The 25777-nt window shown below is 45.1% G+C and carries 21 protein-coding genes; 18 read left to right on the forward strand and 3 right to left on the reverse strand.

From position 1 onward, the window contains the following. The first annotated feature begins 87 nt into the window (after positions 1-87). From nuoC to ACP69U_RS05450, 12 genes are all read left to right on the forward strand, one after another. Positions 88-1863 carry an NADH-quinone oxidoreductase subunit C/D gene (nuoC, locus tag ACP69U_RS05395; RefSeq protein WP_426138038.1) on the forward strand — a complete coding sequence of 592 codons (1776 nt, stop codon included), beginning with the start codon at positions 88-90 and terminating at the stop codon, positions 1861-1863. Between the two features lie 187 nt (positions 1864-2050). After that, entirely contained in the window at positions 2051-2560 is a 510-nt protein-coding gene (nuoE, locus tag ACP69U_RS05400) for an NADH-quinone oxidoreductase subunit NuoE (RefSeq protein ID WP_109592522.1), read from the forward strand. Beyond that, entirely contained in the window at positions 2557-3981 is a 1425-nt protein-coding gene (gene nuoF, locus ACP69U_RS05405) for an NADH-quinone oxidoreductase subunit NuoF (RefSeq protein WP_426138039.1), read from the forward strand. Before nuoE ends, nuoF begins: the two co-directional genes overlap by 4 nt. A 10-nt stretch (positions 3982-3991) precedes the next feature. Next, positions 3992-7072: an NADH-quinone oxidoreductase subunit NuoG gene (nuoG, locus tag ACP69U_RS05410; RefSeq protein ID WP_426138040.1), complete on the forward strand. Its 3081-nt coding sequence runs from the start codon at positions 3992-3994 to the stop codon at positions 7070-7072. 52 nt (positions 7073-7124) lie between these two features. Further along, on the forward strand, positions 7125-8117 hold the full coding sequence (gene nuoH / locus ACP69U_RS05415; RefSeq protein WP_426138145.1) for an NADH-quinone oxidoreductase subunit NuoH: 993 nt from the start codon (positions 7125-7127) through the stop codon (positions 8115-8117). 68 nt (positions 8118-8185) lie between these two features. Next, positions 8186-8734 (forward strand): NADH-quinone oxidoreductase subunit NuoI, encoded by a 549-nt coding sequence (gene nuoI, locus ACP69U_RS05420; protein ID WP_045444743.1) that lies wholly within the window; start codon positions 8186-8188, stop codon positions 8732-8734. Then, positions 8731-9477, forward strand: a complete 747-nt coding sequence (gene nuoJ / locus ACP69U_RS05425) for an NADH-quinone oxidoreductase subunit J (protein WP_426138041.1) — start codon at positions 8731-8733, stop codon at positions 9475-9477. The genes nuoI and nuoJ overlap by 4 nt, the downstream gene beginning before the upstream one ends. A gap of 98 nt (positions 9478-9575) precedes the next feature. Beyond that, the gene (nuoK, locus tag ACP69U_RS05430) at positions 9576-9884 is read left to right on the forward strand and encodes an NADH-quinone oxidoreductase subunit NuoK (protein ID WP_045445153.1); all 309 of its coding nucleotides are present in this window, start codon (positions 9576-9578) and stop codon (positions 9882-9884) included. A gap of 4 nt (positions 9885-9888) precedes the next feature. Beyond that, a complete protein-coding gene (nuoL, locus tag ACP69U_RS05435; protein ID WP_426138042.1) occupies positions 9889-11763 on the forward strand; it encodes an NADH-quinone oxidoreductase subunit L in 1875 nt (624 codons plus the stop codon). A 1-nt stretch (position 11764) separates the two neighbouring features. After that, positions 11765-13390 carry an NADH-quinone oxidoreductase subunit M gene (gene nuoM / locus ACP69U_RS05440; RefSeq protein ID WP_201539525.1) on the forward strand — a complete coding sequence of 542 codons (1626 nt, stop codon included), beginning with the start codon at positions 11765-11767 and terminating at the stop codon, positions 13388-13390. 3 nt (positions 13391-13393) lie between these two features. After that, positions 13394-14872: an NADH-quinone oxidoreductase subunit NuoN gene (nuoN, locus tag ACP69U_RS05445; protein ID WP_087815854.1), complete on the forward strand. Its 1479-nt coding sequence runs from the start codon at positions 13394-13396 to the stop codon at positions 14870-14872. Positions 14873-15037: 165 nt separating this feature from the next. After that, the gene (locus tag ACP69U_RS05450) at positions 15038-15868 is read left to right on the forward strand and encodes a ferredoxin--NADP reductase (protein WP_426138043.1); all 831 of its coding nucleotides are present in this window, start codon (positions 15038-15040) and stop codon (positions 15866-15868) included. A gap of 141 nt (positions 15869-16009) precedes the next feature. On the opposite strand, the gene ACP69U_RS05455 is transcribed toward ACP69U_RS05450, so the two are convergent. Then, on the reverse strand, positions 16010-16789 hold the full coding sequence (locus ACP69U_RS05455; RefSeq protein WP_238049375.1) for a hypothetical protein: 780 nt from the start codon (positions 16787-16789) through the stop codon (positions 16010-16012). A 518-nt stretch (positions 16790-17307) separates the two neighbouring features. Between ACP69U_RS05455 and ACP69U_RS05460 the strand changes: the two genes are divergently transcribed. Together ACP69U_RS05460 and ACP69U_RS05465 are read left to right on the forward strand one after the other, a co-directional pair. Next, the gene (locus ACP69U_RS05460) at positions 17308-18195 is read left to right on the forward strand and encodes an energy transducer TonB (protein WP_060490580.1); all 888 of its coding nucleotides are present in this window, start codon (positions 17308-17310) and stop codon (positions 18193-18195) included. A 108-nt stretch (positions 18196-18303) separates the two neighbouring features. Beyond that, positions 18304-19179, forward strand: a complete 876-nt coding sequence (locus tag ACP69U_RS05465; protein ID WP_045451667.1) for a mechanosensitive ion channel family protein — start codon at positions 18304-18306, stop codon at positions 19177-19179. 17 nt (positions 19180-19196) lie between these two features. Here the strand turns inward: ACP69U_RS05465 and ybeY are convergent, their stop codons facing one another. Both ybeY and ACP69U_RS05475 read right to left on the reverse strand, forming a co-directional pair. Beyond that, positions 19197-19811 (reverse strand): rRNA maturation RNase YbeY, encoded by a 615-nt coding sequence (gene ybeY / locus ACP69U_RS05470; protein WP_426138044.1) that lies wholly within the window; start codon positions 19809-19811, stop codon positions 19197-19199. Positions 19812-19963: 152 nt separating this feature from the next. Beyond that, positions 19964-21070, reverse strand: coding sequence for a PhoH family protein (locus tag ACP69U_RS05475; RefSeq protein WP_426138045.1), 1107 nt, complete (start codon positions 21068-21070; stop codon positions 19964-19966). A gap of 611 nt (positions 21071-21681) precedes the next feature. Between ACP69U_RS05475 and ACP69U_RS05480 the strand changes: the two genes are divergently transcribed. From ACP69U_RS05480 to ACP69U_RS05495, 4 genes are all read left to right on the forward strand, one after another. Next, positions 21682-22989, forward strand: a complete 1308-nt coding sequence (locus ACP69U_RS05480) for a UbiH/UbiF/VisC/COQ6 family ubiquinone biosynthesis hydroxylase (RefSeq protein WP_426138046.1) — start codon at positions 21682-21684, stop codon at positions 22987-22989. Between the two features lie 73 nt (positions 22990-23062). Continuing rightward, positions 23063-24331, forward strand: coding sequence for an FAD-dependent monooxygenase (locus tag ACP69U_RS05485; RefSeq protein WP_426138047.1), 1269 nt, complete (start codon positions 23063-23065; stop codon positions 24329-24331). 38 nt (positions 24332-24369) lie between these two features. After that, positions 24370-25089: an OmpA family protein gene (locus tag ACP69U_RS05490; RefSeq protein ID WP_426138048.1), complete on the forward strand. Its 720-nt coding sequence runs from the start codon at positions 24370-24372 to the stop codon at positions 25087-25089. 12 nt (positions 25090-25101) lie between these two features. Continuing rightward, entirely contained in the window at positions 25102-25764 is a 663-nt protein-coding gene (locus ACP69U_RS05495) for an OmpA family protein (RefSeq protein ID WP_426138049.1), read from the forward strand. Positions 25765-25777: the final 13 nt, after the last annotated feature.

A 25777-nucleotide genomic window follows, 5' to 3' on the forward strand; every position in this document is an offset into this window, starting at 1 on the left:
TATGATTAACATGGTTCAGTTATGATTAACATAGCTCGGTTAGGCTCAACATAGCTCAATGATGATTAATGAAGGAATACATCATTCATGGTCACGGTAGTTGAAAACATAGATCCTAATATTAAGCCTATTCCAGCGGTTATCACCGAGCTGGAGCAGAAGTATGCCGGTAAGTTTGTCGTGCAGCACACTGTGGATGAGATTCCAACGGTTTGGGTGGCACGTGCTGATTTGCTCGACGTTCTTTTATTCTTGCGTAAATTACCCCAGCCATACGTCATGCTATTTGACTTGTCAGCGATAGATGAGCGTCTGCGTCAGCATCGCCAAGGGTTGCCTGACAGTGACTTTACAGTGTTTTATCACCTAATGTCGCTTGAGCGTAATAGTGATGTGCGTATTAAAGTCGCGCTGAGTGAAGACGATGTCAATGTACCGAGCGCCACTAATATTTGGCCAAATGCCAACTGGTATGAGCGCGAAGTATGGGACATGTTCGGTATTGTCTTTACCGGTCATCCGCATTTGACCCGTATCTTATTACCAAAATATTGGGAAGGTCATCCACTGCGTAAAGAGTATCATGCGCGTGCGACTGAATTTACTCCGTACTTCTTGAACACCGCCAAGCAGCAATACGAGCAAGAAAACCTGCGTTTTGTCCCAGAAGAGTGGGGCATGAAGCGTTCAGGCCGTGATGAAGATTTTATGTTCTTGAACATCGGTCCTAACCATCCATCTGCTCACGGTGCATTCCGTTTAGTCTTACAGCTTGATGGCGAAGAAGTCGTCGATTGTATCCCTGATATCGGCTATCACCATCGCGGTGCAGAAAAAATGGCTGAGCGTCAAACTTGGCACTCATTTATTCCTTATACCGACCGTATCGATTATCTCGGCGGTGTGATGAATGAGCTACCGTACATCATGTCGGTCGAAAAGCTTGCAGGAATTAAGATTCCACCGCGCGCTGAAACCATTCGTGTGATGATGAGTGAGTTTTTCCGTATCACCAATAACTTACTGTTCGTCGGTACGTTTATTCAGGATGCGGGCGGCATGACCCCGGTATTCTATATGTTTACCGATCGCCAAAAAGCCTATGACGTCATCGAAGCCGTGACTGGCTATCGTATGCATCCCGCTTGGTTCCGTATCGGCGGTACTGCTGCTGATCTACCACGTGGCTGGCAGCGTCTGGTTCGTGAGTTCTTAGATTGGATGCCAAAACGCTTGGACGAATATGTCAAAGCGGCATTGCAAAATAGCGTGCTCAAAGGTCGTACCCAAGGTGTTGCTCAGTACAATGCTAAGCAAGCACTTGCTTGGGGCGTGACGGGCGCTGGTCTGCGCGCGACAGGCGTTGACTTTGATTTGCGTAAAGCACGTCCATACATGGGCTATGAAAATTACGATTTTGAAGTGCCAGTCGGTTATAACGGTGACGCTTATGATCGCTGTATGGTCAAAGTCGAAGAGATGCGTCAGTCGCTACGTATTATTCGCCAGTGCATGGATAACATGCCACAAGGCCCTTACAAAGCCGATCATCCACTAGCGGTACCACCGCCAAAAGACCGTACCTTAAACGATATTGAAACCTTGATTAATCACTTTATCTCAGTATCTTGGGGTCCGGTGATGCCAGCGGGCGAGTGTACGACGATTGTAGAAGCGACCAAAGGTTTGAACAGCTATTACATCACCTCAGATAAGGCGACGATGAGCTATCGTACCCGTATTCGTACGCCGACATTTGCGCATTTGCAGCAGATGCCATCGGTGATTAATGGCTCGCTCGTCTCTGATGCCATCATGTATTTGGCATCGATTGATATTGTAATGGCTGACTGTGATCGTTAGTACTGTGATCGCTAGCACTTTAGTCTAATGCTTTGATCAGAAAATTATCGTTATTAAAGAAATACGTTTATCAATATATCATTGCCAAATGGCACACCAAAATGCTGATATCTTGCCATATAGCGACACTTATAAGACTGTCGCTATTAGCTGATAAAGCGTGATGAGTGAGGACAGATAGAAGACTATGAAAATTGTTTCCGACAAAATGCCAAAAGTAGATGTGGCAAGCATTCTCACTAGCGAGGAAATTGCGGCTATTCATGAGTTTATGCACCATTACCCACAAGCACGTGCTGCTTCGCTCGATGCGCTAAAGATTGTGCAAAAGCGCAACGGCTGGGTCGATGACGCACAAGTGAATGCCATTGCCAATATTCTAGACATTCCGATGTCAGATATGGACGGGGTTGCTACTTTCTTTAACCGTATTTATCGTCAGCCTGTCGGTCGCCACGTCATCCTTATCTGTGATTCAGTGGCTTGTTTTTTGACAGGCTATGAGGCGTTATCGTCTGAAATCAGATCGCAGCTGGGTATTGAGTATGGTCAGACAACGGCTGATGGTCGTTTTACGCTATTGCCAATTTGCTGCTTAGGTAACTGTGACAAAGGCCCTGCTGTGTTGATTGACGAAGACACGTATGGTCCTGTTCAGCCTGAAGAAGTCACGCAATTATTGGAGCTATACGCATGAGATTAACGCTTTCAGAGCAGATTGCTCAACGTAGTCAAGGCAAAGCACCTAGCCAGCTTAATGAGCAGCGCATTCCAATTTATGGCGATAAAGCCACAGCGACTAGCGAAACCAAACCATTAACATGGCGTCTAGCACATCATGATGCCGTACTAGATTTGACCACCTATGAGTCTTTAAAAGGCTTTGATGGCTTAAAGCAAGCTTTGGGTCAATCGCCTAAAGCAGTCGGTGACATGATTAAAGCTGCCAACGTCAGAGGTCGCGGCGGTGCAGGTTTCAATGCTGGTCTCAAGTGGACATTTATGTCACCGCCAGATGGTCTACCACGTTATCTCATCTGTAATGCAGATGAAATGGAGCCGGGCACCTTTAAAGACCGTCTATTAATGGAGCGCCTACCGTTTCAGCTGATTGAAGGTATGTTGATTACCGCTCATGCGATTGGTGCAACTGACGGGTATATCTTTATCCGTGGTGAATATATCTTAGCCGCCCAGCGTCTGGTCACTGCCATCGAAGAATGCTTGGCTAACAATCTCATGGGCAAGAATATTTTAGGCTCAGATTTTAGTTTTAATCTGCATGTGCATACTGGCGCTGGACGTTATATTTGCGGTGAAGAAACCGCATTGATTAATTGCTTAGAAGGTCGCCGTGCTAATCCACGTACCAAACCACCGTTTCCACAAATTTCTGGTGCATGGGGTCGTCCAACCGTTGTCAACAACGTTGAAACCTTGTGTAACATGCCAGCCATCCTAAACCATGGTGTTGAATGGTATCAGTCATTATCTAACATCAAAGGCAAGAGCCAGACACCGGGTACCAAACTGTTTGGCTGCTCAGGTTTAGTCAATGACCCAGGTCTGTGGGAGTTACCGTTTGGTTATACGGCACGCGAAATCATTGAAGATTTAGCGGGTGGTATGCAAGCAGGCAAAACACTGAAAGCTTGGCTACCGGGCGGTGCTTCTACTGACTTTTTAACCACTGAACATTTAGATGTGGTGGTGGATTTTGACAGCATTCAAAAAGCAGGTAGCCGTATGGGTACTGGGCTAATTATGGTGGTGGATGAAGCACAAGATATGGTGCCACTCGTTCGTAATCTCGAGATTTTCTTCCAACGCGAATCCTGCGGTTGGTGTACGCCATGCCGTGACGGTCTGCCTTGGGGTGTCAAATTGCTTACCGCTATCAACGATGGCGAAGGGCAAGTGGGCGATGTAGAAAAACTAGAGGGCCTTACGCGTGACTTATGGATTGGTAAAACTTTCTGTGCACATGCGCCGGGTGCGATGGAACCACTGATGAGTGCGATTAAATATTTCCGTCCAGAGTTTGATCAAAAAATCGCGCAGGCGGTTGGTGTCGATGTCATTGATGCGGCAGCCAATCAACAGCCAGAAGTGAAATAAGGAGAGCGGCATGGCAGTCATACATATCGATGGAACCACTGTCGAAGTAGATAGCGCAGATAACTTGCTACAAGCCTGCTTATCACTCGGCATTGATGTGCCGTATTTTTGTTATCATCCAGCCCTTGGCTCAGTAGGGTCGTGCCGCCAGTGCGCGGTCAAGCAATTCCAAAACAAAGAAGATATGGAAGCAGGTCGCGGCCGTCTTGTGATGTCATGTATGGTCGCTCCTGGCGATGACATGTATATCTCTGTCACTGACGATGAAGCCAAAGCGTTTCGCAAGTCGATGGTTGAGCTACTGATGACCAACCATCCACATGATTGTCCAACCTGTGAAGAGGGCGGACATTGCCATTTGCAAGACATGACGTATATGTCAGGTCATAGCCGTCGTCGTTATCGCTTTACCAAACGCACGCATCATAACCAAGAGCTTGGCCCATTCATCGCGCATGAGATGAACCGCTGTATCGCTTGCTATCGCTGTGTCCGTTTTTATAAAGACTATGCAGGCGGCGAAGATTTGGGTGTTTATGGCTCAAACAATCGCGTTTACTTTGGCCGTGATAAAGATGGTCAGTTCGAAAGCGAATTCTCAGGCAACTTAACGGAAGTATGCCCAACGGGTGTGTTTACGGATAAAACGCACTCTGAGCGCTACAACCGTAAATGGGACATGCAGTATGCGCCAAGCATCTGTCATGGTTGCTCAGCAGGTTGTAACATCTCACCGGGTGAGCGTTATGGTGAATTACGCCGTATTGAAAACCGCTATAACGGTGAAGTAAACCGCTATTTCTTATGTGATCGTGGCCGCTTTGGTTATGGCTATGTCAATCGTGACGATCGCCCAACGCAAGCGCTTGAGCGTATCAACGATAAGCATGTCAAAATCAATATTGACTACGCACTCGATGAAACTATTAAGCGTATCAAAGACAAAAAAGTCATCGGTATTGGCTCACCGCGTGCCAGTTTAGAAACCAACTTTGCACTAAAAAACCTCGTTGGCTTTGATAACTTCTCAACAGGTTTGAATCATCAGCAGCAAGCATTGGTTAATAAATGCATCGAAGTATTGAGTACTGATGGCATTTATAACCCAAGCATGACTGATATCGAAAGTTATGATGCGGTATTGGTATTGGGTGAAGATATCACTCAAACCTCATCACGTGTTGCGCTGTCAGTACGCCAGGCGGCAAAAAACGAAGGCCTGAAAATGGCAGCGGCGTTGCAAACGCAACCTTGGCTTGCTGAGCCGGTCAAGCGTATTGCACAAGATGCGCTAAGCCCAGTTTATGTCATCGATGTAACGCAAACTAAGCTAGAAGACATCAGTAAAGTGAGTGTGGTTGCAACGCCTGAAGACATCACTAAACTTGGCTTTAAAGTCGCTGATGAGATTACCAATTTCGCTGATGATTTAGCAGAAATCGCAGATCCACAAGCAGCTGAGCAATATGTCGATACTGCTACTAGTACTAATGCCAGTACTGAGACTGACGGTATGCAAGCATTAGCGAAGCAAATTGCTTATGACTTGATTCAAGCGGACAAGCCATTGGTTATCTCGGGTAGTAGCTTATCTTCTACCGCATTGATCGAAGCAGCGGCGCAGATTACTCAAGCATTGACCCAAAAACGCTCAGCCATTAAATCGACTGAACAGCAGCAAGTGGACACGTATAATGCTCAAGTCCGTGATGAGCAAGCGCAAATAGAAGATAAAGAGCTATCCGCTAAACCAAACAAACCTGAAACTGGTGTTGATACAGAAACGCAAGACAATGTAGAACGCGCTCCTGCTAAAAAACTTGAACTGAAAGAAGTAAATAATAAATATCAGGCACAAGCAGGTATTTACCTAACGGTTACCGATGCCAATAGCATGGGTGTTTGCATGCTTGGCGGTCAATCAGTCGAAGAGCTACTGGCGACTGATTTCGATGTGGTGATTGTCGCTGAAAATCAGCTGACTGATGCCATTGATGCCAGTAAGTTGACTCAACTATTAGCCGACAAAACCGTCATTGCGCTAGATCATCAGTTGCTTGATTGGCATAAAGACGTCGATATTGTGTTACCTGCGGCAAGCTTTGCAGAAGCAGACGGTACGTTGATATCGGCTGAAGGTCGTGCACAGCGTTTCTTCCAAGTTTACGACAACGAATACTACCATCCAATGAGCAGTATTAAAGAGGGCTGGCGCTGGTTACATGCAGTGCATAGCAGCATCGAGGGTCGTGATGTTGATTGGACGCAGCTAGATGACGTTATCAATGCATTGATCGCCACGCATCCTAAGCTTGCTGGTATTAAAAATGCTGCTCCTGATGCCGATTACCGTATGACAGGTCTCAAAATTGCACGTCAGCCGCGCCGTTATTCAGGTCGTACTGCTATGCGCGCACCGATATCTGTGCATGAGCCGATGCAGCCAAAAGATTTAGACACCGGTTTGACTTTCTCAATGGAAGGTTATAGTGGTAAAGAAACCCCAAGCTCGATGATTCCTTTTGCCAATGCGGCAGGTTGGAACTCACCACAAGCGTGGAACAAGTATCAAGACAAGGTCGGCGGTCATCTAAAAAATGGCGACCCAGGTGTGCGCATGTTTGAGCAGCTAGCACGTCTAGAAATACGTCAATATGTTGCGCCAGAAGCCATGTCTGCGACGACGACGGATATGCAGCAAGGCCAAGCCAAGCTGGTGCCTATCCATAATATTTATGCCAGCTCTATGATGGCGTCACGTAGCCCAGTGGTTGCGGAGCAACTGCCTGTTGCTGCATGGCGTATCGGGATGGATGATGCTAAGGACTGGAACATCGCTAATGGCGATTACTTAGCGATTGAAATCGATAAGCAACAAATTACCTTGCCAGTACAGATTGTCGGTTATTTGGCAGAAGGCTGTATTGGTTATCCAGTTGGGCAGGTGAGTATTATTCACCCATCGATGCCAGCGTCGGTTCGCAAAGTGGATGCACCAGTGACGATGATGGGTAGCATGGCTAACGATATGATGAACAATAACGATGCTGCGCAAATAAACACAGCACCGACCACCACACAGGAGGTGTAATATGCAAGTTACCCGTATTATCCCTGATGTGCCAAGCTTCTTGGCTGGTAGCATGAGCTTTGATGCTTGGTCCATTTTATTTATGGTCGGGCAGTCACTGGTCATCTTCTTGGTCGTGGTTATGGTTGCCGCTATGATGATTGTCTATGAGCGCCGCATGCTAGCACTCTGGCAAGACCGTTACGGTCCAAACCGCGTCGGACCCTTTGGTTCGTTGCAGCTGGTTGCTGATATGCTCAAAATCTTCTTTAAAGAAGATTGGACGCCAAACTTTACCGATAAGTTTATGTTTACGTTGGCACCTGCGGTCGCGATGTTTACCGCATTGGCCTCATTTGCCATTATTCCTATCTCGCCGACGCTTGGCGTGGCTGATTGGGATATCGGTATTCTGTTCTTCTTTGCGATGGCAGGTATTGCTGTCTATGCCGTCATGTTCGGTGGCTGGGCTTCTGCCAATAAATTCTCGCTACTGGGTGGTTTGCGCTCTGCTGCACAGACCATCAGTTATGAAGTCTTCTTGGGCTTATCACTGATGGGCGTAGTCGCATTGACCGGCTCATTTAACTTACGCGCCATTGTTGAGGCGCAAATTGATGGTTGGTATATCATTCCGCAGCTCTTTGGCTTTTTGACCTTTGTGGTTGCTGGTGTTGCCGTTACGCATAGGCATCCATTTGATCAGCCAGAAGCAGAGCAAGAGCTGGCTGAAGGCTATCATGTCGAATATTCTGGCATGAAGTTCGGTATGTTCTTTATTGGCGAATATGTCAACGTTGTACTGATTTCTGCCTTGATGACGTGCTTATTCTTTGGTGGTTGGCTTGCACCTTTTAATTTAGATATTCCATTTATTCCACCAGCTTTTTGGTTCATGATTAAAACGCTGTTCTTTATGACCATGTTTATTTTGGCTCGAGGCTCACTCATGCGTCCGCGTTATGATCAAGTGATGAACTTTGGCTGGAAAGTTTGTCTGCCAGTAACGCTGATTAATCTGTTGGTTACTGCTGCGGTCATTTTGATCTTTTCCCCAACGTTGTAATCATTACTAGTAGTCATCACTAGCCATCATTGATGAACTAGGGTAAAGCTGATAAGGATAATAATCCCATGTTTACTACCATAAAAAAGACCGTCATTGGACTATTTACCATTGTCCGCAGCATGTGGATGGTCAATAGTCATGCGCTCAGACCGCGTGACACCATCCTTTATCCTGAGGTGCCGGTACCTGTGCCGCCGCGTTTTCGTGGACGTATTGTTCTAACGCGTGACCCTGATGGAGACGAGCGCTGTGTGGCTTGTAACTTGTGTGCGGTGGCATGCCCGGTAGGGTGTATCTCCTTACAGAAAGCGGAACGTGAAGACGGTCGTTGGTATCCAGAGTTTTTTCGAATTAACTTTTCGCGCTGTATTTTTTGTGGCTTGTGTGAAGAGGCGTGTCCAACGACAGCCATTCAAATGACGCCTGACTTTGAGTTGGGTGAATATAAGCGCCAAGACTTGGTCTATGAAAAAGAGCATTTGCTCATTTCAGGGCCAGGTAAATATCCTGATTATAACTATTATCGTGTGACGGGTATGGCGGTAGCGGACAAACCAAAAGGCGCAGCACAAAACGAAGCTGCACCGATTGATCTAAGGAGCTTGCTACCATGATGAATATTTTGAATCATCCTGAACTGGCTGGGTTTTATTCGCTTGCAGCAGTGGCCATATTTGCCAGTCTGCGCGTCGTGACTCAAGCCAATCCAGTGCATGCTATCTTATCGATGATTGTGTCATTACTGGCAATCGCAGGGATATTTTTCGTCCTAGGCGCGCCATTTGCTGGTGCGTTAGAGATTGTCGTCTATGCCGGCGCCATTATGGTGCTGTTTGTTTTTGTTATTATGATGCTGAACTTAGGTATGAGCAATGATGAGCGTGAAGAGCGCTGGCTTGATGCGGGCACTTGGGCGCTACCGACAGGGTTAACGATTATTATCGCGGTTGTGCTGTATGCGATGATTGGTATGGGTCATGACGAAGCGGCAATGATTGGTGGCTCGACAATATCTGCCAAAGCAGTCGGTACGGTGCTATTTACTAAATATGTGATGTTGATAGAAGTGGCTGCATTGCTACTATTGGCAGCCTTAGTCGCCGCTTATCATTTGGGTAAAGAGTCTATCGCTGATGAGGTTACTGTTAATGCAAACTACAGTAATGATAGTCAAGGATCTAATGCTAATGTCGCAAGTATCAAACACTACGATGATCACGGCATGCCTATAGATGCTGACGCGGCGAAAATGGCAGAACCTTACGAATATAAAGATGTTGACCCGCATGACTATGTAAGTATGAATGCAGGTACGCAGCTGGGTGTGAATAAAGTCACGCGCAAGGAGTCAGACTAATGGTACTAGCAGCGAGCGTGGCACAAGATGTGTCAAACGTGCCGTTTGCCCACGAGGTAGCAGGCTTAGTACAGCCTGTTGCTGAGGCGCAGAATGTACTGGGCATGATACCCATGAGCCATGGACTGATTTTGGCAGGTATCTTATTTGCCATTGGTCTGTGCGGCGTCATGGTACGACGTAACTTCCTATTTATGCTAATGAGCCTTGAGATCATGATGAATGCAACAGCATTGGCATTTGTGGTGGCAGGTAGTCGTTGGGTTGATCCAGATGGACAGATTATGTTTATCTTTATTTTGACCTTGGCAGCAGCAGAGGCCGCCATTGGTTTGGCAATATTATTGCGGTTTTATCATCAGCGTGGGCATCTCGATGTCGACAGCGCCAATGAGATGAAAGGATGATGTCATGAGTTTATTACCATTAACCTTTATATTCCCGCTCGTTGGCTTTTTGATTTTGGCCTTTATGCGCGACAAGCTAACAGAGCAGGTGGCAGCGATTGTCGGTGTCGGTAGTATGCTGTTATCAGCACTATGCACGCTAATCGTTAGTTATACTTTTTTAACCAATAATCCAGCAGGAACGGTCATAGAGATTCCGCTTTGGACATGGTTCCAAGTCGGAGATTTTGCCCCAAGTTTCGGTCTGAGCTTTGATGGTTTGGCACTGACGATGACGGGTGTCATCACTGGGATTGGCTTTTTAATCCATCTTTTTGCTGCTTGGTATATGAAAGGCGACACTGGATTTGCCCGTTTCTTTAGCTATATGAATTTGTTCGTCGCCAGCATGTTATTGCTAGTCTTGGCAGATAACTTGTTCTTGCTTTATCTTGGCTGGGAAGGCGTTGGTATCTGTTCGTACTTACTGATCGGTTTTTATTACCATGACCGCGCCAATGGTCTTGCAGCGATGAAAGCGTTTACGGTGACGCGCGTGGGTGATGTATTCTTAGCCTTCGGTCTGTTTTTATTATTCCGCGAATTCGGTACGCTTAATATTCAAGAGATTATTACCCGTGCACCAGAAGTGTTCGATATCAACAATCCAACGATGATGTTGACCACCATGATGTTGGTTGGCGGCGCGATGGGTAAATCAGCGCAGCTGCCATTACATACATGGCTTGCTGATGCGATGGCAGGTCCGACGCCAGTATCAGCGCTTATTCACGCGGCAACGATGGTCACGGCAGGTGTTTATTTAATCGCTCGCTTACATCCATTGTTTGAGCTGACCCCTGGTATTTTATTATATTGGGTCGGCGGCGTCGGGGCGTTGACGTTGGTCGTTGCTGGATTCTGTGCACTGGCACAAACCGACATCAAACGTATTCTTGCTTACTCAACGATGAGCCAAATTGGCTATATGTTCTTAGCACTCGGCGTTGGCGCGTGGCAAGGCGCTATCTTCCATTTGATGACCCATGCTTTCTTTAAAGCCCTGTTATTCTTATCATCAGGTGCCGTCATCCTTGCGGTACACCATGAGCAAAACATCTTTAAGATGGGCGGTCTACGTAAAAAGATACCGTTGGTATTTTGGTGCTATATCGTCGGTGGCGGTGCATTGGCAGCGATACCCTGGGTCACCGTTGGCTTTTACTCTAAAGAAGCAATTCTTTGGGAAACTTATGCCACCGGTCATATGGTCTTATTCTATATGGGTGTGTTTGGTGCGTTCTTAACCGCACTTTATACCTTCCGTATGATTTGGATTATCTTCTTTGGTGAAGAAAAGACGCACGCGCATAAGTTATCTGGTGTGTCGTATTGGCTGCCACTTAGTGTGTTGCTCGTATTATCAACGGCAGTGGGTGCATTTATCACTCCGCCATTACAAGGCGTATTGCCAGAGAGTGTTGGGCATTTATTGGAAGTCGCTGGTCAAGCGCATGGTAAGCATACGGCTGAGTTTATCGCCATGGGTGCGATGCTGGCTGGTCTAATAATAGCGGCGCTATTATATGTGGTGGATAAAGGTCGCATGCTCACCCGCTTTAAGCGTTCGCGTATCGGCGGGGCGCTATATCACTGGTGCTATCACGGCTTAGGTTTCGATGCGCTATACGATGTAATTTTTGTAAAACCCTTTTTGTTCATCGGCCGCTTATTTAAAGCCGACCCTATCGATAAAGCGTGGCTCGTCTTGCCTAAGCTGGCATCTGCTGGTAATAAGGTATTGTCTGCGACGCAAACTGGGTCACTTCGAGGTTACGCTGCAAGCTTTGGCTTGGGCATGGCTGTATTACTAGTGCTGGTAATGATGACGGTGGTATAAGATGATTGAGTTACAACAAACGTGGATGCTACCAGCATTAATTGCAATTCCCTTTATTGCCGGGTTGTTATGTTGGTTGGTCGAGCGCTTTAATAAACGTCTGCCGCGATGGATTGCTCTAATCGGTATGACGTTGACCTTTGTATTGTCGCTAGTGATGTGGCAATACGGCGACTTTAGTGGCATGAGTAAGCAAGTGATTGCGCCAGATGCTGCTGTGCCTTGGGTCGCTGAATTTAGTGTGCCATGGATACCGAGCTTTGGTATTAGCTTCCATTTAGCGATGGATGGCTTGTCACTGATGATGGTGGCGTTGACAGGATTGCTCGGTATTGCCGCAGTGGCTTGTTCGTGGAATGAGATTCAGCGTCGAGTTGGCTTTTTCCATCTTAACCTTTTGTGGAGCTTGGGCGGCGTCATTGGTGTTTTCTTAGCCATTGATCTGTTCTTGTTCTTCTTCTTTTGGGAGATGATGCTGGTTCCTATCTACTTCTTGATCGCGATTTGGGGTCATGATGTGGTTGGCAAAACCAAGGAATATGCAGCGACTAAGTTCTTTATTTACACCCAAGCGTCTGGGCTTATTATGCTGGTCGGCATTTTGATATTGGTCATTATCAGCTACGCCCAAAAAGGGGTGGTGAGCTTTAATTATAATGATTTGCTCGGTACGTCACTTGGCGGCTGGGAATATCCGATCATGCTGTGCTTCTTTATTGGCTTTGCGGTTAAGCTGCCTATTATTCCGTTCCATGGCTGGTTGCCAGATGCGCATGCACAAGCACCAACGGCAGGTTCGGTGGATTTGGCAGGGGTTTTGATTAAAACCGCCGCTTATGGTTTGATTCGTTTCGTGTTGCCGTTATTCCCAGCAGCATCACAAGATTTTGCGCCGATTGCGATGACCTTAGGTACGATTGGTATCTTCTATGGTGCATGGCTCGCCTTTATGCAGACCGATATGAAGCGTTTGCTGGCTTATACCAGTATCTCGCATATGGGCTTTGTGGTATTAGCAATTTATGCCGGTACTTTATTAAGTTTACAAGGTCTGATGATTCAGATGCTGGCACATGGTTTAAGCTCAGCAGCGCTATTCATCATGGCAGGGCAGTTATATGAGCGTCTACATACGCGCGATCTAACCTTGATGGGTGGTATGTGGGGTCAGTTCCGTTACTACGCACCGATACTGATGTTCTTCTGTGCCGCGTTGCTCGGTATTCCGGGGACAGGTAACTTCATCGGCGAGTTCATGATTTTATTTGGTGCCTTTGCTCAGTATCCCGTATTTGTGGTCTTTGCAACATTCAGTCTGGTACTAGCAGGGCTATACTCGCTTATTTTGATTCACCGTGCATTATTTGGCAAAAACAATATCGAAGCAGTCGCTATGCAAGAAACCAAAGCACATGGTTTGCCTACGCGTCCATTAAAAGATTTGGGCAAGCGTGAGTTGTCATTGTTATTGATGCTCGCTGCAGGTTTGGTATGGCTTGGTCTATATCCACAGCCGTTCCTTGATACTTCAAGTCATGCGATGCAGTGGATCAATAATGCTTATATATACAGTCAAGTCACACAAGTAGATGCGTCGCAACTGCTTGATGCAATGGAGGCACGTTAAGTCATGAATGATATTACGATGAATGATTTGATGGGATTGTTGCCTTATGCGCCAATCATTGCCGTTGTTATTACGGTATTGGTGGTCATGATTGCCATCGCAATTAAACGCTCACATATGGTGACTGGTACGATAACGGTCGTCGGCTTAAATATTGGTCTATTTACCCTCATTGGGCAAATGACAGGTATGGTGAATAGCGGTACTCTCGTGCCAAATGCTGAGCAGTTATTCGTTATTGATAACTTTGCTCAGTTTAATATGGTGATTATTTTTATCTGTGCATTGGCTTGCTGTACGTTATCTTATGCGTATCTCGCCAACCTCAAAGATAATAAAGAAGAGCTATATTTGCTCATGTTGCTATCGACGATTGGTGCTTTGCTGATGGTCAGTGCTCAGCATTTAGCGTCATTCTTTATGAGCTTAGAGATGCTGTCTATACCGCTATACGGCATGCTGTCATATACCTATATGCGCAACCGCTCGCTTGAGTCAGGGCTGAAATACTTGGTGCTGTCAGCGACGGCATCGGCGACATTACTCATGGGTATGGCATTTATCTATGCCGAAGTAGGCTCGCTCGCCTTTAAGCCAATCAGTATGGTATTGGGTGATGTTTTTGAGTCGCCACTTCTGATACTTGGTGCGGCGATGATGATGTTTGGTATCGCCTTTAAACTCTCTGCTGCGCCGTTTCATATGTGGACACCAGATGTATACGAAGGTGCTCCAGCACCAATCGCTACCTTTTTAGCATCGGTATCAAAAGTAGCTATGATGGGCTTGGCGGTTCGTTTCTTAATCGATACGTCTTTATTGGCCTTGCCATCGGTGCAAATGCTGTTAATGGTCATGGCAACTTTATCTATTTTGATCGGTAACTTATTAGCAGTACGTCAAACCAGCCTCAAACGCCTATTGGGTTATTCATCCATTGCCCATATGGGTTATGTGTTGATTGTCATCGTCAGTATCGGCGCGGCAGCGGATAGTATTTCTAGTATGTATATGGCTGTTTATGCATTAACCTCTATCGGTGCCTTTGGTGTTGTGACCTTGATGTCGAGCCCTTATCGTTTATCTGGTGAGGCTGATGAGCTGACTCATTATCAAGGGCTGTTTTGGCGTCGTCCCGTATTGACTGCGGTTATGACTATTATGATGTTGTCATTGGCAGGCATTCCGTTGACCGCAGGTTTTATTACCAAGCTATTTGCGATATTGGCAGCGGTACAAGGAACCAATTGGTTCTTAGCAGCGATGATTATCTTGGGTAGTGCGATCGGCTTATTCTATTATCTGCGCGTAATGCTCACCCTCTTTAAACGTCCTAAACAGTTCATTGAGTTTGACGTTTCTAGCCAATGGGCGATGCGTACTGGCGGGATTATGGTTATTGCGGTAACTGCGATGATTATCTTCTTTGGTATTTTGCCAAACAGCATGATTGAATGGGCAAGTCTGGCACGTATTTGGTAAATAAAAAGGGTAAGTAGGGGTATGCTGATACCGCTGCTTATCTGTTATTACGGTCAGAAACCCAAGATGCGCCAGCTTTATGATAAGCTTGGCGCATCTTTTATTGTGTGTCGTTCAAAGTTTTGATAAAAATAATGATTACTAAAAAGTGAGTCGATAATTCTTATGAGTGATAATATTCAGACAGTAACCGTGCTTAGTAAGACCACGTGGACACCAAACCTATTTAGCTTCACTGTCAGCCGTCCTGATAGCTTTAAGTTTACTGCGGGGCAGTTTGTACGCTTGGGCGTTAATCCCAGTCAGTTAAACTACTATAAGCAGCAAGAAAACACACTTGATGAAAAGACTGATGCCGCGCTTGATGAAGACATTTTTCGGGCTTATTCCATCGTCTCTTCGCCGTTTGATGAAGTATTAGAATTTTTCTCTATTGTGATTCCTGATGGTGCATTTACGTCGCAGTTGCAGCATTTAGAAGTGGGCGATGAGCTACTACTTAATACCATGCCGTTTGGTTTTTTGACGTTAGCACGTTATCAAAAGCCTTTACCAAAAGATTTATGGCTGCTCGCGACTGGAACGGGCTTGGCACCATTTTTATCAATGCTGCAAGATTTGCAGACGTGGGAAGATTACGAGCACATCATCTTGGCTTATAGTGCGCGCTCGATAGAAGAGCTTGCTTATGTTGAAAAGATCGAAAGCTTGCAAGAAGACTTTGGTTCTTTGGTTGACAATCCTGCAAAACTAATCTTTATTCCCATCGTTACCCGTGAACCTGTCGAAGGCGCACTGACAGAGCGTCTGCCCAAGCTGCTGCTGGATGGCACGCTGCAAGAGCGAGCGGGCATCGCCTTGGATGTTGATAGCACGCACGTCATGTTATGTGGTAATCCAGACATGGTGGAAGATACCAAAGAAGCGCTCAAGACTTTAGGTTTGGTGATGAATCGTCGCGGCGAGGGAAATATTGCGGTAGAAAATTACTGGTAGTTGCATGATTGATGACGGCACGCTTTAGAAGCCATTGAAAATTTGCTTGATAAAAAAGCGCTGACGCTAAAAGACAAAAATAGTCTCTAAGTGTCAGCGCTTTTTTATGAATTGAAAATCATGATTTTTATACTAGGGGATTTATACCTGACTCGGTTCGGTAGCATCATCTATTGGGTTAATAGGGCCTTGCATCAGCTCAGGCTCATCATCATCGCCGATAATATCTTCGTTACTGCTGGCAGCCAATAAATCACGATAATTGATTTGAGTTTTCAAGATCATTTGCTCTTCTTCAAGCTCGCCATAGTTGACTTGAACTTTATGCAAAGTGCTCATGATTTTTTTGTTCTTTTTTAACCAGCGATTGATATCAAGGTAGATAACCTCGTCTTTTGCACGGGCGATATTGATATAAGAGAGAATAAAGCCTAAAGGATCTTTTTTCAGGATAGTGTGATAAAACCAAATAAACAGTTTGATACCTTGGCGCTTAATAAACGACTCACAACGTAGATTTAGCACATCAGTATAAGTCTGTTGACCAAAGACAAATCGCTGGACGTTACGATCGAGCTGTACATGAATCAAACTAAAATTACTCGCCACCTCTGCATAAATGCCACCAGCATCGACCGTACAGTATAAGCGGAACCAGTCATCATGCATCTCAACACGTAACTCTAAGATGGCTTTTACATTATCAGTGACGAACTTCTGCAGCGCATCATTGACATAAATCTGTGCCACTGGCAGCGACAACTCATCTTCGAATTTATCAGTCGTTCTATGATATATCTGTTTGATTGATTGGGTAAGGCGCTCCCAACCATCGCTAAATGATTCGTCGAAACGATAGCCCATATTTTCAAAAAATTCATCAAAATTGTCTGAATTATTCCTGTTATCAAAATCACTCAAACTTATTATCCTTATAATTATAGGGGAGGTAGCTGACTCAATGGCATAAAGAGCGACTGATTAAAAAATGACAGACAGACTGTTCTTTAATGAAAGCTGGCGAGTGGTCATTACAAGCATTTTTTCTAAATCAGCCCTGTCTATTTATGCCTGTTTAACCCGCCCTAATGACACAAAAATTATAAAACAGTATATAACAAATATGATGGCTTCAAAATGGACACATGGGTTTTGTCGCAAATCATTTAATTGGCAATGCTTATATGTTCAAAATACGGTCTAGCGATGACATACTCGCATTGGTGTTATATCATTTTTGCTGGTTCAGCTCGTCAATAAATTGACCAAAGGAGACAAATAATGTGTAAGTGGATTAAAATGAGTCGGCAACGGTTGTGCTAGCGACAGAATTCTATGTCATGTTATGATAGCGCCAGTATAAATCCTGCCCATTATCATAACGCTTATTACTTGCTGTCTTGTATTTATAAGCTCATATTCATAAGCTGAGACCCATTGTGGCCTATATCAAAGATTCACAAAGCTATCATTTTTCCGCGCAAGCACCTAAGCGGGATGTTAGTTTACCGGTGGCCATCGTTATCGCTGTGGCCGTACACGCCATTATTATTTTTGGTATTGGCTTTTCGATGGGCAAAGATCCTGCGGCAATGATGCAAGATGTGGCAAAAGCGCTAACCGACAATATGCAGCCAAATGAAGACGCTCACTTTATTGCTAATGCCTCCCAAGAAGGTGGCGGCACAGTGGAGGAGCAATTAAGACAAGAGAACGACCAAATCAGCCCATTGTCTGCTGAGCAAATAAGTGAGACGCAAGATGTGATTAGCCTGCAGCGTCAAGTCCGCCAGCAGCATTATCAAGAAAGCTATCTGCGTACCACCTTAAGCTGGCGTCAAGCGAGCGTGGAGTCTGATAATGATAGCAAGCAAGCACAAGATGATATGATGGCGCAAGAAGAGCGTCTGCGTAAACAAATTGCTACTTTAGAGACACAGCTGTCTCAACGTCAGCAAGTCTATGCAACCAAATCAAAAGTAGTGACGGTCGATAGCAACTCGACGACGCGTGGTGCCGCGGCTGATTATATTAATACCTTCCGTGAGCATGTCGAACGCATTGGGAATTTGCATTATCCCATGCAGGCACGGGCACAAGGTATCACGGGCGAAGTGCGCCTTATGGTCATCATCAGTAGTGATGGTAATATTAAAGCCATACGTCTGCTTGAAAGCTCCAACTCCACATTATTAGATGAAGCAGCAAAACAATCGGTACGCCAAGCAGCGCCCTTTGGTAAATTCACCAAAGACATGGAAGATATCGTTGAGCTGCGTTTGATACGTACCTATCGTTACAGCGATAAAGTGGATGTTACTTATTAGGGTGAATTCAATATGTAGATGATGAGCATTAGCTACGCTGCAAACAGATAAGATACCAATGTTTATAACAAACGAATACCACACACCGCTATAAAATAAAGAGTCAGTATGGAATTTTTAGGTTTTACAATAGATGTTGCCAACTTAACCAGTAACGCATTAAGCTTGGTCATTAAAGTTGCGCTAGCGATATTAATATTCGTCGTAGGTCGCTGGCTTGCCAAAAAGGCAGTCACCGTTGCTCACAAAATGATGTTGCGTAGTCGCTTAGATGACACCGTTGCGAACTTTTTAGGTCGTCTAATCTACGGAGTGTTACTGGTCGTAGTTGCATTAGCTGCCTTGAGTAAGGTTGGCGTACAGACCACCTCGGTCGTCGCTATATTGGGCGGTGCTGCAGTAGCCATTGGTCTGTCACTAAAAGATCAGTTGTCTAACTTTGCCGCTGGCATCATGATTGTAACGTTTCGCCCCTTTGTGCGCGGCGATTATGTGCAAATCAGCAGCTACACAGGGACCGTAACAGAAATCACTTTGGTCAATACCCACCTAACGACGATAAACAATCACGATATTATCATCCCAAATAGTGATATTACGACTTCAGCTGTGACGAACTATACGGCGCTACCCAACCGCCGCGTCGATATCACGGTCGGTATTGGCTATGATGCCGATATCAAAACTGCCAAAAACGTGATGCTGAATTTGGCAAAAAATAATCCCTTGGCCTTTACTGACCCTGAACCTATCGTACGTGTCACCAATTTGGGTGATAACTCAGTAGACTTGACGCTAAATATTTGGACAACCAATGCTGACTGGTGGACCATGCAGTGTGATTTGTTGGAGCAATTCAAATACGCCTTGGATGATGAAAAAATCGACATTCCATTCCCGCAGCGTAATGTCCATGTCAAAGGACTGGATCAGATGATTAATCAGATGAGTCAAGCACAAAAGCTACCGATGACCAAAGACTAGTCACTAAAAAATATGAACTAAGTATAAGGGTTTGGAAGGCTGAGACCTGCTAAAATCTCAATTTCAAACCGTTCCATCTCATCTTGCTCGGCTTGTCCAAGCTCATGATCAAAACCCAATAAGTGCAGCACACCATGTATCAGTAAATGGCTAATGTGCTGTGCAGTTGTCTTTTCTTGCTCTGTAGCCTCACGTACTATGACACCATGACAGATGACCAGCTCACCGAGAGGTAGCGTTGGCATCAGCTCAATAATTGCGGCTGGCAGATCACTTGGGTAAGATAAAATATTGGTCGCATAATCCTTACCGCGTGCTTCCAGATTTAATGCCTGACCCTCAATTTCATCGGTAATGTATATGTCTAATACTTTAGATTTCTCTTGCCATAGCTCAGGGTCGATATCTACAAAATAGGGTAGCGTTAGACCTTCTTTAATGCGCCCATCGATATAATCCAACGCTGCCATCATCACAGACTGTAAGTGCTTACGATCATAAAAAGTGTCCAGTATGTCATCATCAATACTATTGGTGGCACTGATATCAAGTGCTGCCAAACTGGCATCATCGCCAGCACGCTCATTTGCATCATGGTTGTCAAAACTGTTGTTACCCTTCTCTTGGCTCATGCCATTATCCTTTTACTTTATTGTAAGATGGTGTGCTTTATCATCTGATAGAACTTATGACTAAATCTAAAAAGCTCTCGTCGTAAAAAGCCGGATTACTGACAGTAATCCGGCTTTGCATTTTTATAACATTAAGTAGCAGGCTAGACCGTTTATAGCTTGGCTGCAGCATTAGCAATAACTTGTTTACGCTCTTGCTCTTTTCTGCGCTCAAACTTACGCTTTTCTTCTAACGCTACTTGTTCTTCATCATAAACATCGTAGGCTTCTACAATTTTCTGTACCAATTGATGACGTACCACATCTTTTGAATCAAACTTGGTGATATGAATTTCTTCAATACCACTTAAGATTTCCATTGCTTGTGCTAAGCCTGACTTATGACCACGTGGCAAATCGACCTGTGTAATATCACCTGTAATTACTGCTCGTGAACCGAAACCCAAACGGGTCAAAAACATTTTCATCTGTTCAGGCGTGGTGTTTTGCGCTTCATCTAAGATGACAAACGAGTTGTTTAACGTACGACCGCGCATATAGGCAAGGGGTGCGATTTCGATGACTTGTTTTTCAATCAGCTTGCCCACTTTTTCAACGCCGATCATCTCATATAGCGCATCATATAATGGACGCAAGTAGGGATCGATTTTTTGCGTCAAGTCACCTGGCAGAAAGCCCAGTTTTTCACCAGCTTCTACCGCCGGACGCACCAATAAAATCCGCTCAATCTCATTACGCTCAAGCATATCCACGGCGCAAGCCACGGCTAAATAGGTCTTACCCGTACCAGCAGGGCCAATACCGAATGAGACATCAGAGTTCAGTACGTTTTGGACGTAGGTCTGCTGATTGCCACCGCGAGGAATGATACGACCTTTACGCGTGCGTAAGCTAACTGGCGTAAACTCGTGAGCTGATTCTAAGTCCGTCTCAGCGTCTGCATTATCCTTGGCTTCTTGCTCATCCGCTTCCATATCTTCATCACGAGAAATGCTCGATTGGATAATAAGATGTAGCTCCGCTGCACTAATGTCCTTGGTATTCTGTGCCTCATCTACCAGTTTATAAATAATACGTTCACCGCGCTCGACATTCGATATGTCGCCACTCAAACAGAAGTCACCTTGACGCTGCATGATTTTGATATCGAGGCGTTGTTGGATATATTTCATGTGGTTGTTGTATTCACCAAGCACGGTTTTGAGCTGTGCGGGTGTCAATGATTCAAACTTTATACGGCGGCTCATGGAATCAGTCAAGCGATTATCCTTTTATTATGTACCCCAACGCTATGATTTGGTTTCGATGGCATTGCGGGTTTAAGAGATAAAATGGTCGGTCGTTATGGTCTTGGCTTTACGTTATAGAGATAGAAATGACGGTAGAATTATTATTCGTTTTAGGAGTGATGATAAGTAACGGTCTTGCCTTTATTATGGTCGATAGATTTTAAATTTCAAGCCATACGTCGAACAGATGCCACTGTTTTTGTACGACGATTGCAACCGCTTATCGACATTGATATTTTTATGTCTACTTTTGAGCGGGTTACGGCATGTCAAATAACGTTTAGAGCGTGACGAAATCAAGCGTTTCAGTTATACGTTTTGGCTACTGTTAAGGCGACAGAGTTGGAGGCGATTTGTGGTAATCTATGGGTGATGTCATAGTACTTCGTCGCGAGGTTTAAAATATGAATAAAATGATGAAAGCTGACGAAGGTTAGGGCGTATTACGTATTCGACTAAGGCTATGCCGATGTATGAATGTTCAATACGCCCTAAAAAATTAAAATAATTCTAGCGATTATTCATCGCTTATAGTACGTGCGCCCAACAGCGTAAAATAGACATGAAAATTAGGAATAATAATGCAAAATACTGATGTAAATTTATCGAATGCTAAAAAAAAGTTTGAACATAAAAAGGCAGCTACTGAGCAGCAAGTACTCATCGCTGGTGGTGGTCATGTAGGATTGTCCTTTGCACTGTTACTAGCGCATCACGGTATTGCTAGCACGTTATTAGAAAAAAATAGCTACCCAACCATCAGTCCAAATGATGACAGCAATCGCAGCCATTATCTAGACAGCCGCAATACAGCACTGTCACGTCGTACGGTACAGATCTATCAAGAAATTGGGTTATGGGATGAGTTGCAAAGTCATGCTTGTCGTATCGATGTGGTGCAGATTAGTGAGCAAGGCAGCTTTGGGCGTGCACACTTAAACAAAGCTGAAGAGCGGGTCGAGTCATTTGGACAAGTGATGGAAAATGCGTGGCTCGGACGTAAGCTTTTATTAGCCGCGCAGCAAGAGCCATTAATCACTTTGATCGATAATGCCAGTGTCAGCGCCGTGACCCAACAAGCGGATGGGGTGACGCTCAGCTTTAACTATTATGGTGAAGAGGAACATGAGCAGCAATTGCAGGCCAGCGTTTTGGTCGCTTGTGATGGTCGCGATTCGACGGTACGTCAATTATTAAATATTGGCACGACAACTTATGATTATCAGCAAACCGCTATCGTCGGTGTGGTAGAAACGGACAAGCCACACGAACATGTGGCGATAGAGCGTTTTAGTCCAGCAGGGCCACTGGCGGTGTTGCCATTGACCGATCCAGAAGGTGACGGCAATGATGACTATCAAAATGGTCATAGACGCTCAGTAGTTTGGGTATGCCCAAAAGGGGAAGAACATAAATACTTAGCAGACGATGCGCATTTCTTAGCGACATTGCAGCAAGCCTTTGGTGAGCGTGCGGGAACGTTTGTCGCTGCTGGTCGCCGCGGCGCTTATCCACTGACACGCGTGCTGGCAGACAAGCAAGTAGAGGGTCGCTGTGTCATCATGGGTAATGCTGCTCATACCTTGCACCCTGTCGCTGGTCAAGGTTTTAACCTCTGTATGCGCGATGCCCATGTGCTGGCACAAATGCTGAGCGCGCAAGTGCTAAAAGGCGAAGACATCGGCGATACGCAACTGTTAAAACGCTATGAGAAAGCACGTCTAAGCGATCAAAAACGCGTCATTCGCTTCTGTGATGCCGTGGTACATGGTTTTACCCATCCGAACCCAGTCATCAAGTTGGCGCGAAATGTGGCCTTGGTTGCCTTTGATAAACTGCCAAATATTAAGCCACTAGTCGCTAACTACGCGATGGGATTAAAATCCTAGCTTGCCATATCACGGTATATTAATGGTCTAGACCAATGTTCTATACGATTGCACTTAACTGTAGGAATAACTTATGAAAAATAATCATACGCTGATTATCGGTAGCGGTATTGTTGGGGCAACGCTTGCTTTAAAGTTGGCACAAGCAAAAATGCCTGTGACGTTAATTGATGCCCGTCCTGCACGTGATGACTCAGAATGGCAACAGGTGCTTGGCAAGCGGGATGCGCGCGTTTATGCCTTGAGTCTTGCCAGTATTAACTTACTTAAAGACGTGGGCGCATGGCAAAAGATAGCAGCATCAGAGCGCAAAGCCGATTATTCGCAAATGCAGGTGTGGCAACTAAACGGTATGGGTGAGCTATTATTTGGTGACAGTGCTGATAATTATCCTAACAGTCATTTACCGCAAATACTCGGTAGCATGGTTGAGCCTGCCGTCATTGAACATGCGTTATGGCAGCGTTTATCTGAGGATGATGTCAGTGACTATTTAACCGTCATCGCTGGACATAAAGTTATCAATATGGATTGGCTGGGTGCAGAGCAAGGCTACCGTGTGACTTTAGATGATCATACTGCTATAGCAGCGGCTCTGCTGGTTGGTGCCGATGGTCGTGGCTCATTTGTACGCCAACAAGCGGCGATTGGGCTAGATACACTCGATTATAATCAAACCGCTATTTGCTGTGCGATTCACACCGAAAAACCGCATCAAGCGACTGCGCGCCAATCAATGCTGCCCACAGGTACGCTGGCGTTATTGCCGCTCGCTGATATTACTGATGCAGATAAAGCCAACCCACAACATTGGCAGTCGATCGTATGGACATTGCCGCGCAATCAAGCATTGGCGTTGATAGAGGAGGACGCGCGCGTCATTGCTGATAAATTGGCTGCTGCCAGTAACTATGAGCTAGGTGCTATCACTCAGATTGAGTCAATCGCTAGCTTTCCACTGACCGCGCAACAAGCGAAAAGCTACGTCGCGGACAACCTAGTCTTGATCGGTGATGCAGCGCATGGCGTCCATCCACTGGCGGGTCAAGGGTTGAATCTGGGCATGCTCGATGTACAGGCTTTAAGCGAGCAATTGGCACATGATTTTGAACGTAGTGGTGGAACCAGTTGGGGCAGCAATCAAACGTTGCGTAGCTACGAGCGTTTGCGCCGTCCACATAATAGCCTAATGATGCACAGCTTCTCGGCGCTTAACTGGCTATTTGCAGGGTCACTTGCACAGATGCGTCCTATTCAACAAATTCGTAGCGAAGGTATGTATCGAGTTGGCAAAATTAAGCCATTAATGAGACTGTTTGCCAAGCAGGCGAGTGGGGTTTAAGGTTTGAATCAAGTTATTAACTAAACTAAGGATGGCGTATGAAGACTCAGTCATGGATGGCGATAGCCATCGTAATAGCTAGTTTTATTTTAGCCTCCTGCCAATCTACCCCTAAAAATAATACAATAGATACAAAGGCAGACAACACACCTAAGGTATTGATAGAGCCACTTGCAGATACAGACAATGACGGCGTGCCCGATGAAATTGATAACTGTCCTAACACTGCTGAAGGGGTCAAGGTTGATCCCTATGGTTGTCCAGTGGCGGTCAATTTGATTGGGTCAATAGTAATGGATATTAGAGTCTATTTCACCTCAGATAGTCTTACCCTAACCAACGAAGCTTATTTAACTGAAGTACAAAAGGTCGCTGAAAAAACGCGTAACAACCCTAATTTAGTTACCATTTTATCAGGCCATATCTCCAAAGCTGAAGCTGAAAACCGTAAAGCCACTAACGCCACGCCTAATAATAGGCGCTTAGCGAGTAATCGCGTGAAATTAGTCAAAGATTATTTAGTAGAGCAAGGGATTGTTACTGATAAAATTTTGGCGTTTGATTGCAGGGATAAAATTCAGCTTGGTGTTAATAATGAAGGTGCTAATATTGAAACTGAAAAGCATGCTGCTGAAATGTCATCGTTGAATCAAAGAGTTTTTGGGGCGGTAATAGAAGCTGATAAAGCATACTCTAGTGATCACCCTGATGAGCAGCATTCTTTGAAGCATTATAAAGAAGTCTGTCAGCAGCTTTAGAAGAAATAATTTATGAATACGCTATTAAGAAGTACGTTTGTTATTTTGATCAGCGTCTTAACGCTATCCGCATGTCAAACGCCTGACTTGTCTAACCAAAAAGCTCAAACCATCAACATGCCAACGGTTGTGGTTAACTTGGATAGCGACGGCGACGGCGTGCCTGATGATTTAGATCAATGCCCAAATACGACAGAAAACGTGGTAGTGGACGAAAGAGGTTGTCCTGAGATTACAAGTCTTATTGGTATGCCTCCAATGATGGAGTATCGTGCTTTTTTTACCAAGGATAGCAGTGAGCTATTGCCACAGTATCATGATGAGCTTGATAGAGTAGCAGAACAGATGAATAACTATGATACGGCTACTATAAAAATTGAAGCTCATGTCTCGAAGGATGAGGTCAATAAAGCTTCTACCTCAATGTTGCAATCAAACTCACTGGCTAAGAATAGAGCACTCATTGTCAAAAATTACCTAATTTTAAATCACAGAATTGAGCCTAGTCGTCTGACTACTCTTGATTGCGGTATTAAAGGTTCTATTGCACCTTCTGACACCGAGGAAGGCAGATCTATGAATCGTAGAGTTTATAGCTTAGTAACTGATTTAAAAAACCACAAAGCTAATTATCATCAAAATGACCTAGGCTCAAACAGGTGTATCGAGTTTTAGTTTCTGTCATTTA

It is taken from the genome of Psychrobacter sp. TWR1-1-1, from assembly GCF_049895865.1.
GTDB classification, from domain to species: domain Bacteria; phylum Pseudomonadota; class Gammaproteobacteria; order Pseudomonadales; family Moraxellaceae; genus Psychrobacter; species Psychrobacter immobilis_A.

Excerpts from the sequence above, each read along its gene's own strand:
- nuoG (WP_426138040.1), top strand. The coding sequence starts at position 3,992 with ATGGCAGTCATACATATCGATGGAACCACTGTCGAAGTAGATAGCGCA.
- nuoE (WP_109592522.1), top strand. The coding sequence starts at position 2,051 with ATGAAAATTGTTTCCGACAAAATGCCAAAAGTAGATGTGGCAAGCATT.
- ACP69U_RS05495 (WP_426138049.1), top strand. The coding sequence starts at position 25,102 with ATGAATACGCTATTAAGAAGTACGTTTGTTATTTTGATCAGCGTCTTA.
- nuoI (WP_045444743.1), top strand. The coding sequence starts at position 8,186 with ATGTTTACTACCATAAAAAAGACCGTCATTGGACTATTTACCATTGTC.
- ACP69U_RS05480 (WP_426138046.1), top strand. The coding sequence starts at position 21,682 with ATGCAAAATACTGATGTAAATTTATCGAATGCTAAAAAAAAGTTTGAA.
- nuoJ (WP_426138041.1), top strand. The coding sequence starts at position 8,731 with ATGATGAATATTTTGAATCATCCTGAACTGGCTGGGTTTTATTCGCTT.
- nuoF (WP_426138039.1), top strand. The coding sequence starts at position 2,557 with ATGAGATTAACGCTTTCAGAGCAGATTGCTCAACGTAGTCAAGGCAAA.
- ACP69U_RS05465 (WP_045451667.1), top strand. The coding sequence starts at position 18,304 with ATGGAATTTTTAGGTTTTACAATAGATGTTGCCAACTTAACCAGTAAC.
- ACP69U_RS05450 (WP_426138043.1), top strand. The coding sequence starts at position 15,038 with ATGAGTGATAATATTCAGACAGTAACCGTGCTTAGTAAGACCACGTGG.
- ACP69U_RS05490 (WP_426138048.1), top strand. The coding sequence starts at position 24,370 with ATGAAGACTCAGTCATGGATGGCGATAGCCATCGTAATAGCTAGTTTT.
- nuoC (WP_426138038.1), top strand. The coding sequence starts at position 88 with ATGGTCACGGTAGTTGAAAACATAGATCCTAATATTAAGCCTATTCCA.
- nuoM (WP_201539525.1), top strand. The coding sequence starts at position 11,765 with ATGATTGAGTTACAACAAACGTGGATGCTACCAGCATTAATTGCAATT.
- nuoN (WP_087815854.1), top strand. The coding sequence starts at position 13,394 with ATGAATGATATTACGATGAATGATTTGATGGGATTGTTGCCTTATGCG.
- nuoL (WP_426138042.1), top strand. The coding sequence starts at position 9,889 with ATGAGTTTATTACCATTAACCTTTATATTCCCGCTCGTTGGCTTTTTG.
- nuoH (WP_426138145.1), top strand. The coding sequence starts at position 7,125 with ATGAGCTTTGATGCTTGGTCCATTTTATTTATGGTCGGGCAGTCACTG.
- ACP69U_RS05485 (WP_426138047.1), top strand. The coding sequence starts at position 23,063 with ATGAAAAATAATCATACGCTGATTATCGGTAGCGGTATTGTTGGGGCA.
- ybeY (WP_426138044.1), bottom strand. The coding sequence starts at position 19,811 with ATGAGCCAAGAGAAGGGTAACAACAGTTTTGACAACCATGATGCAAAT.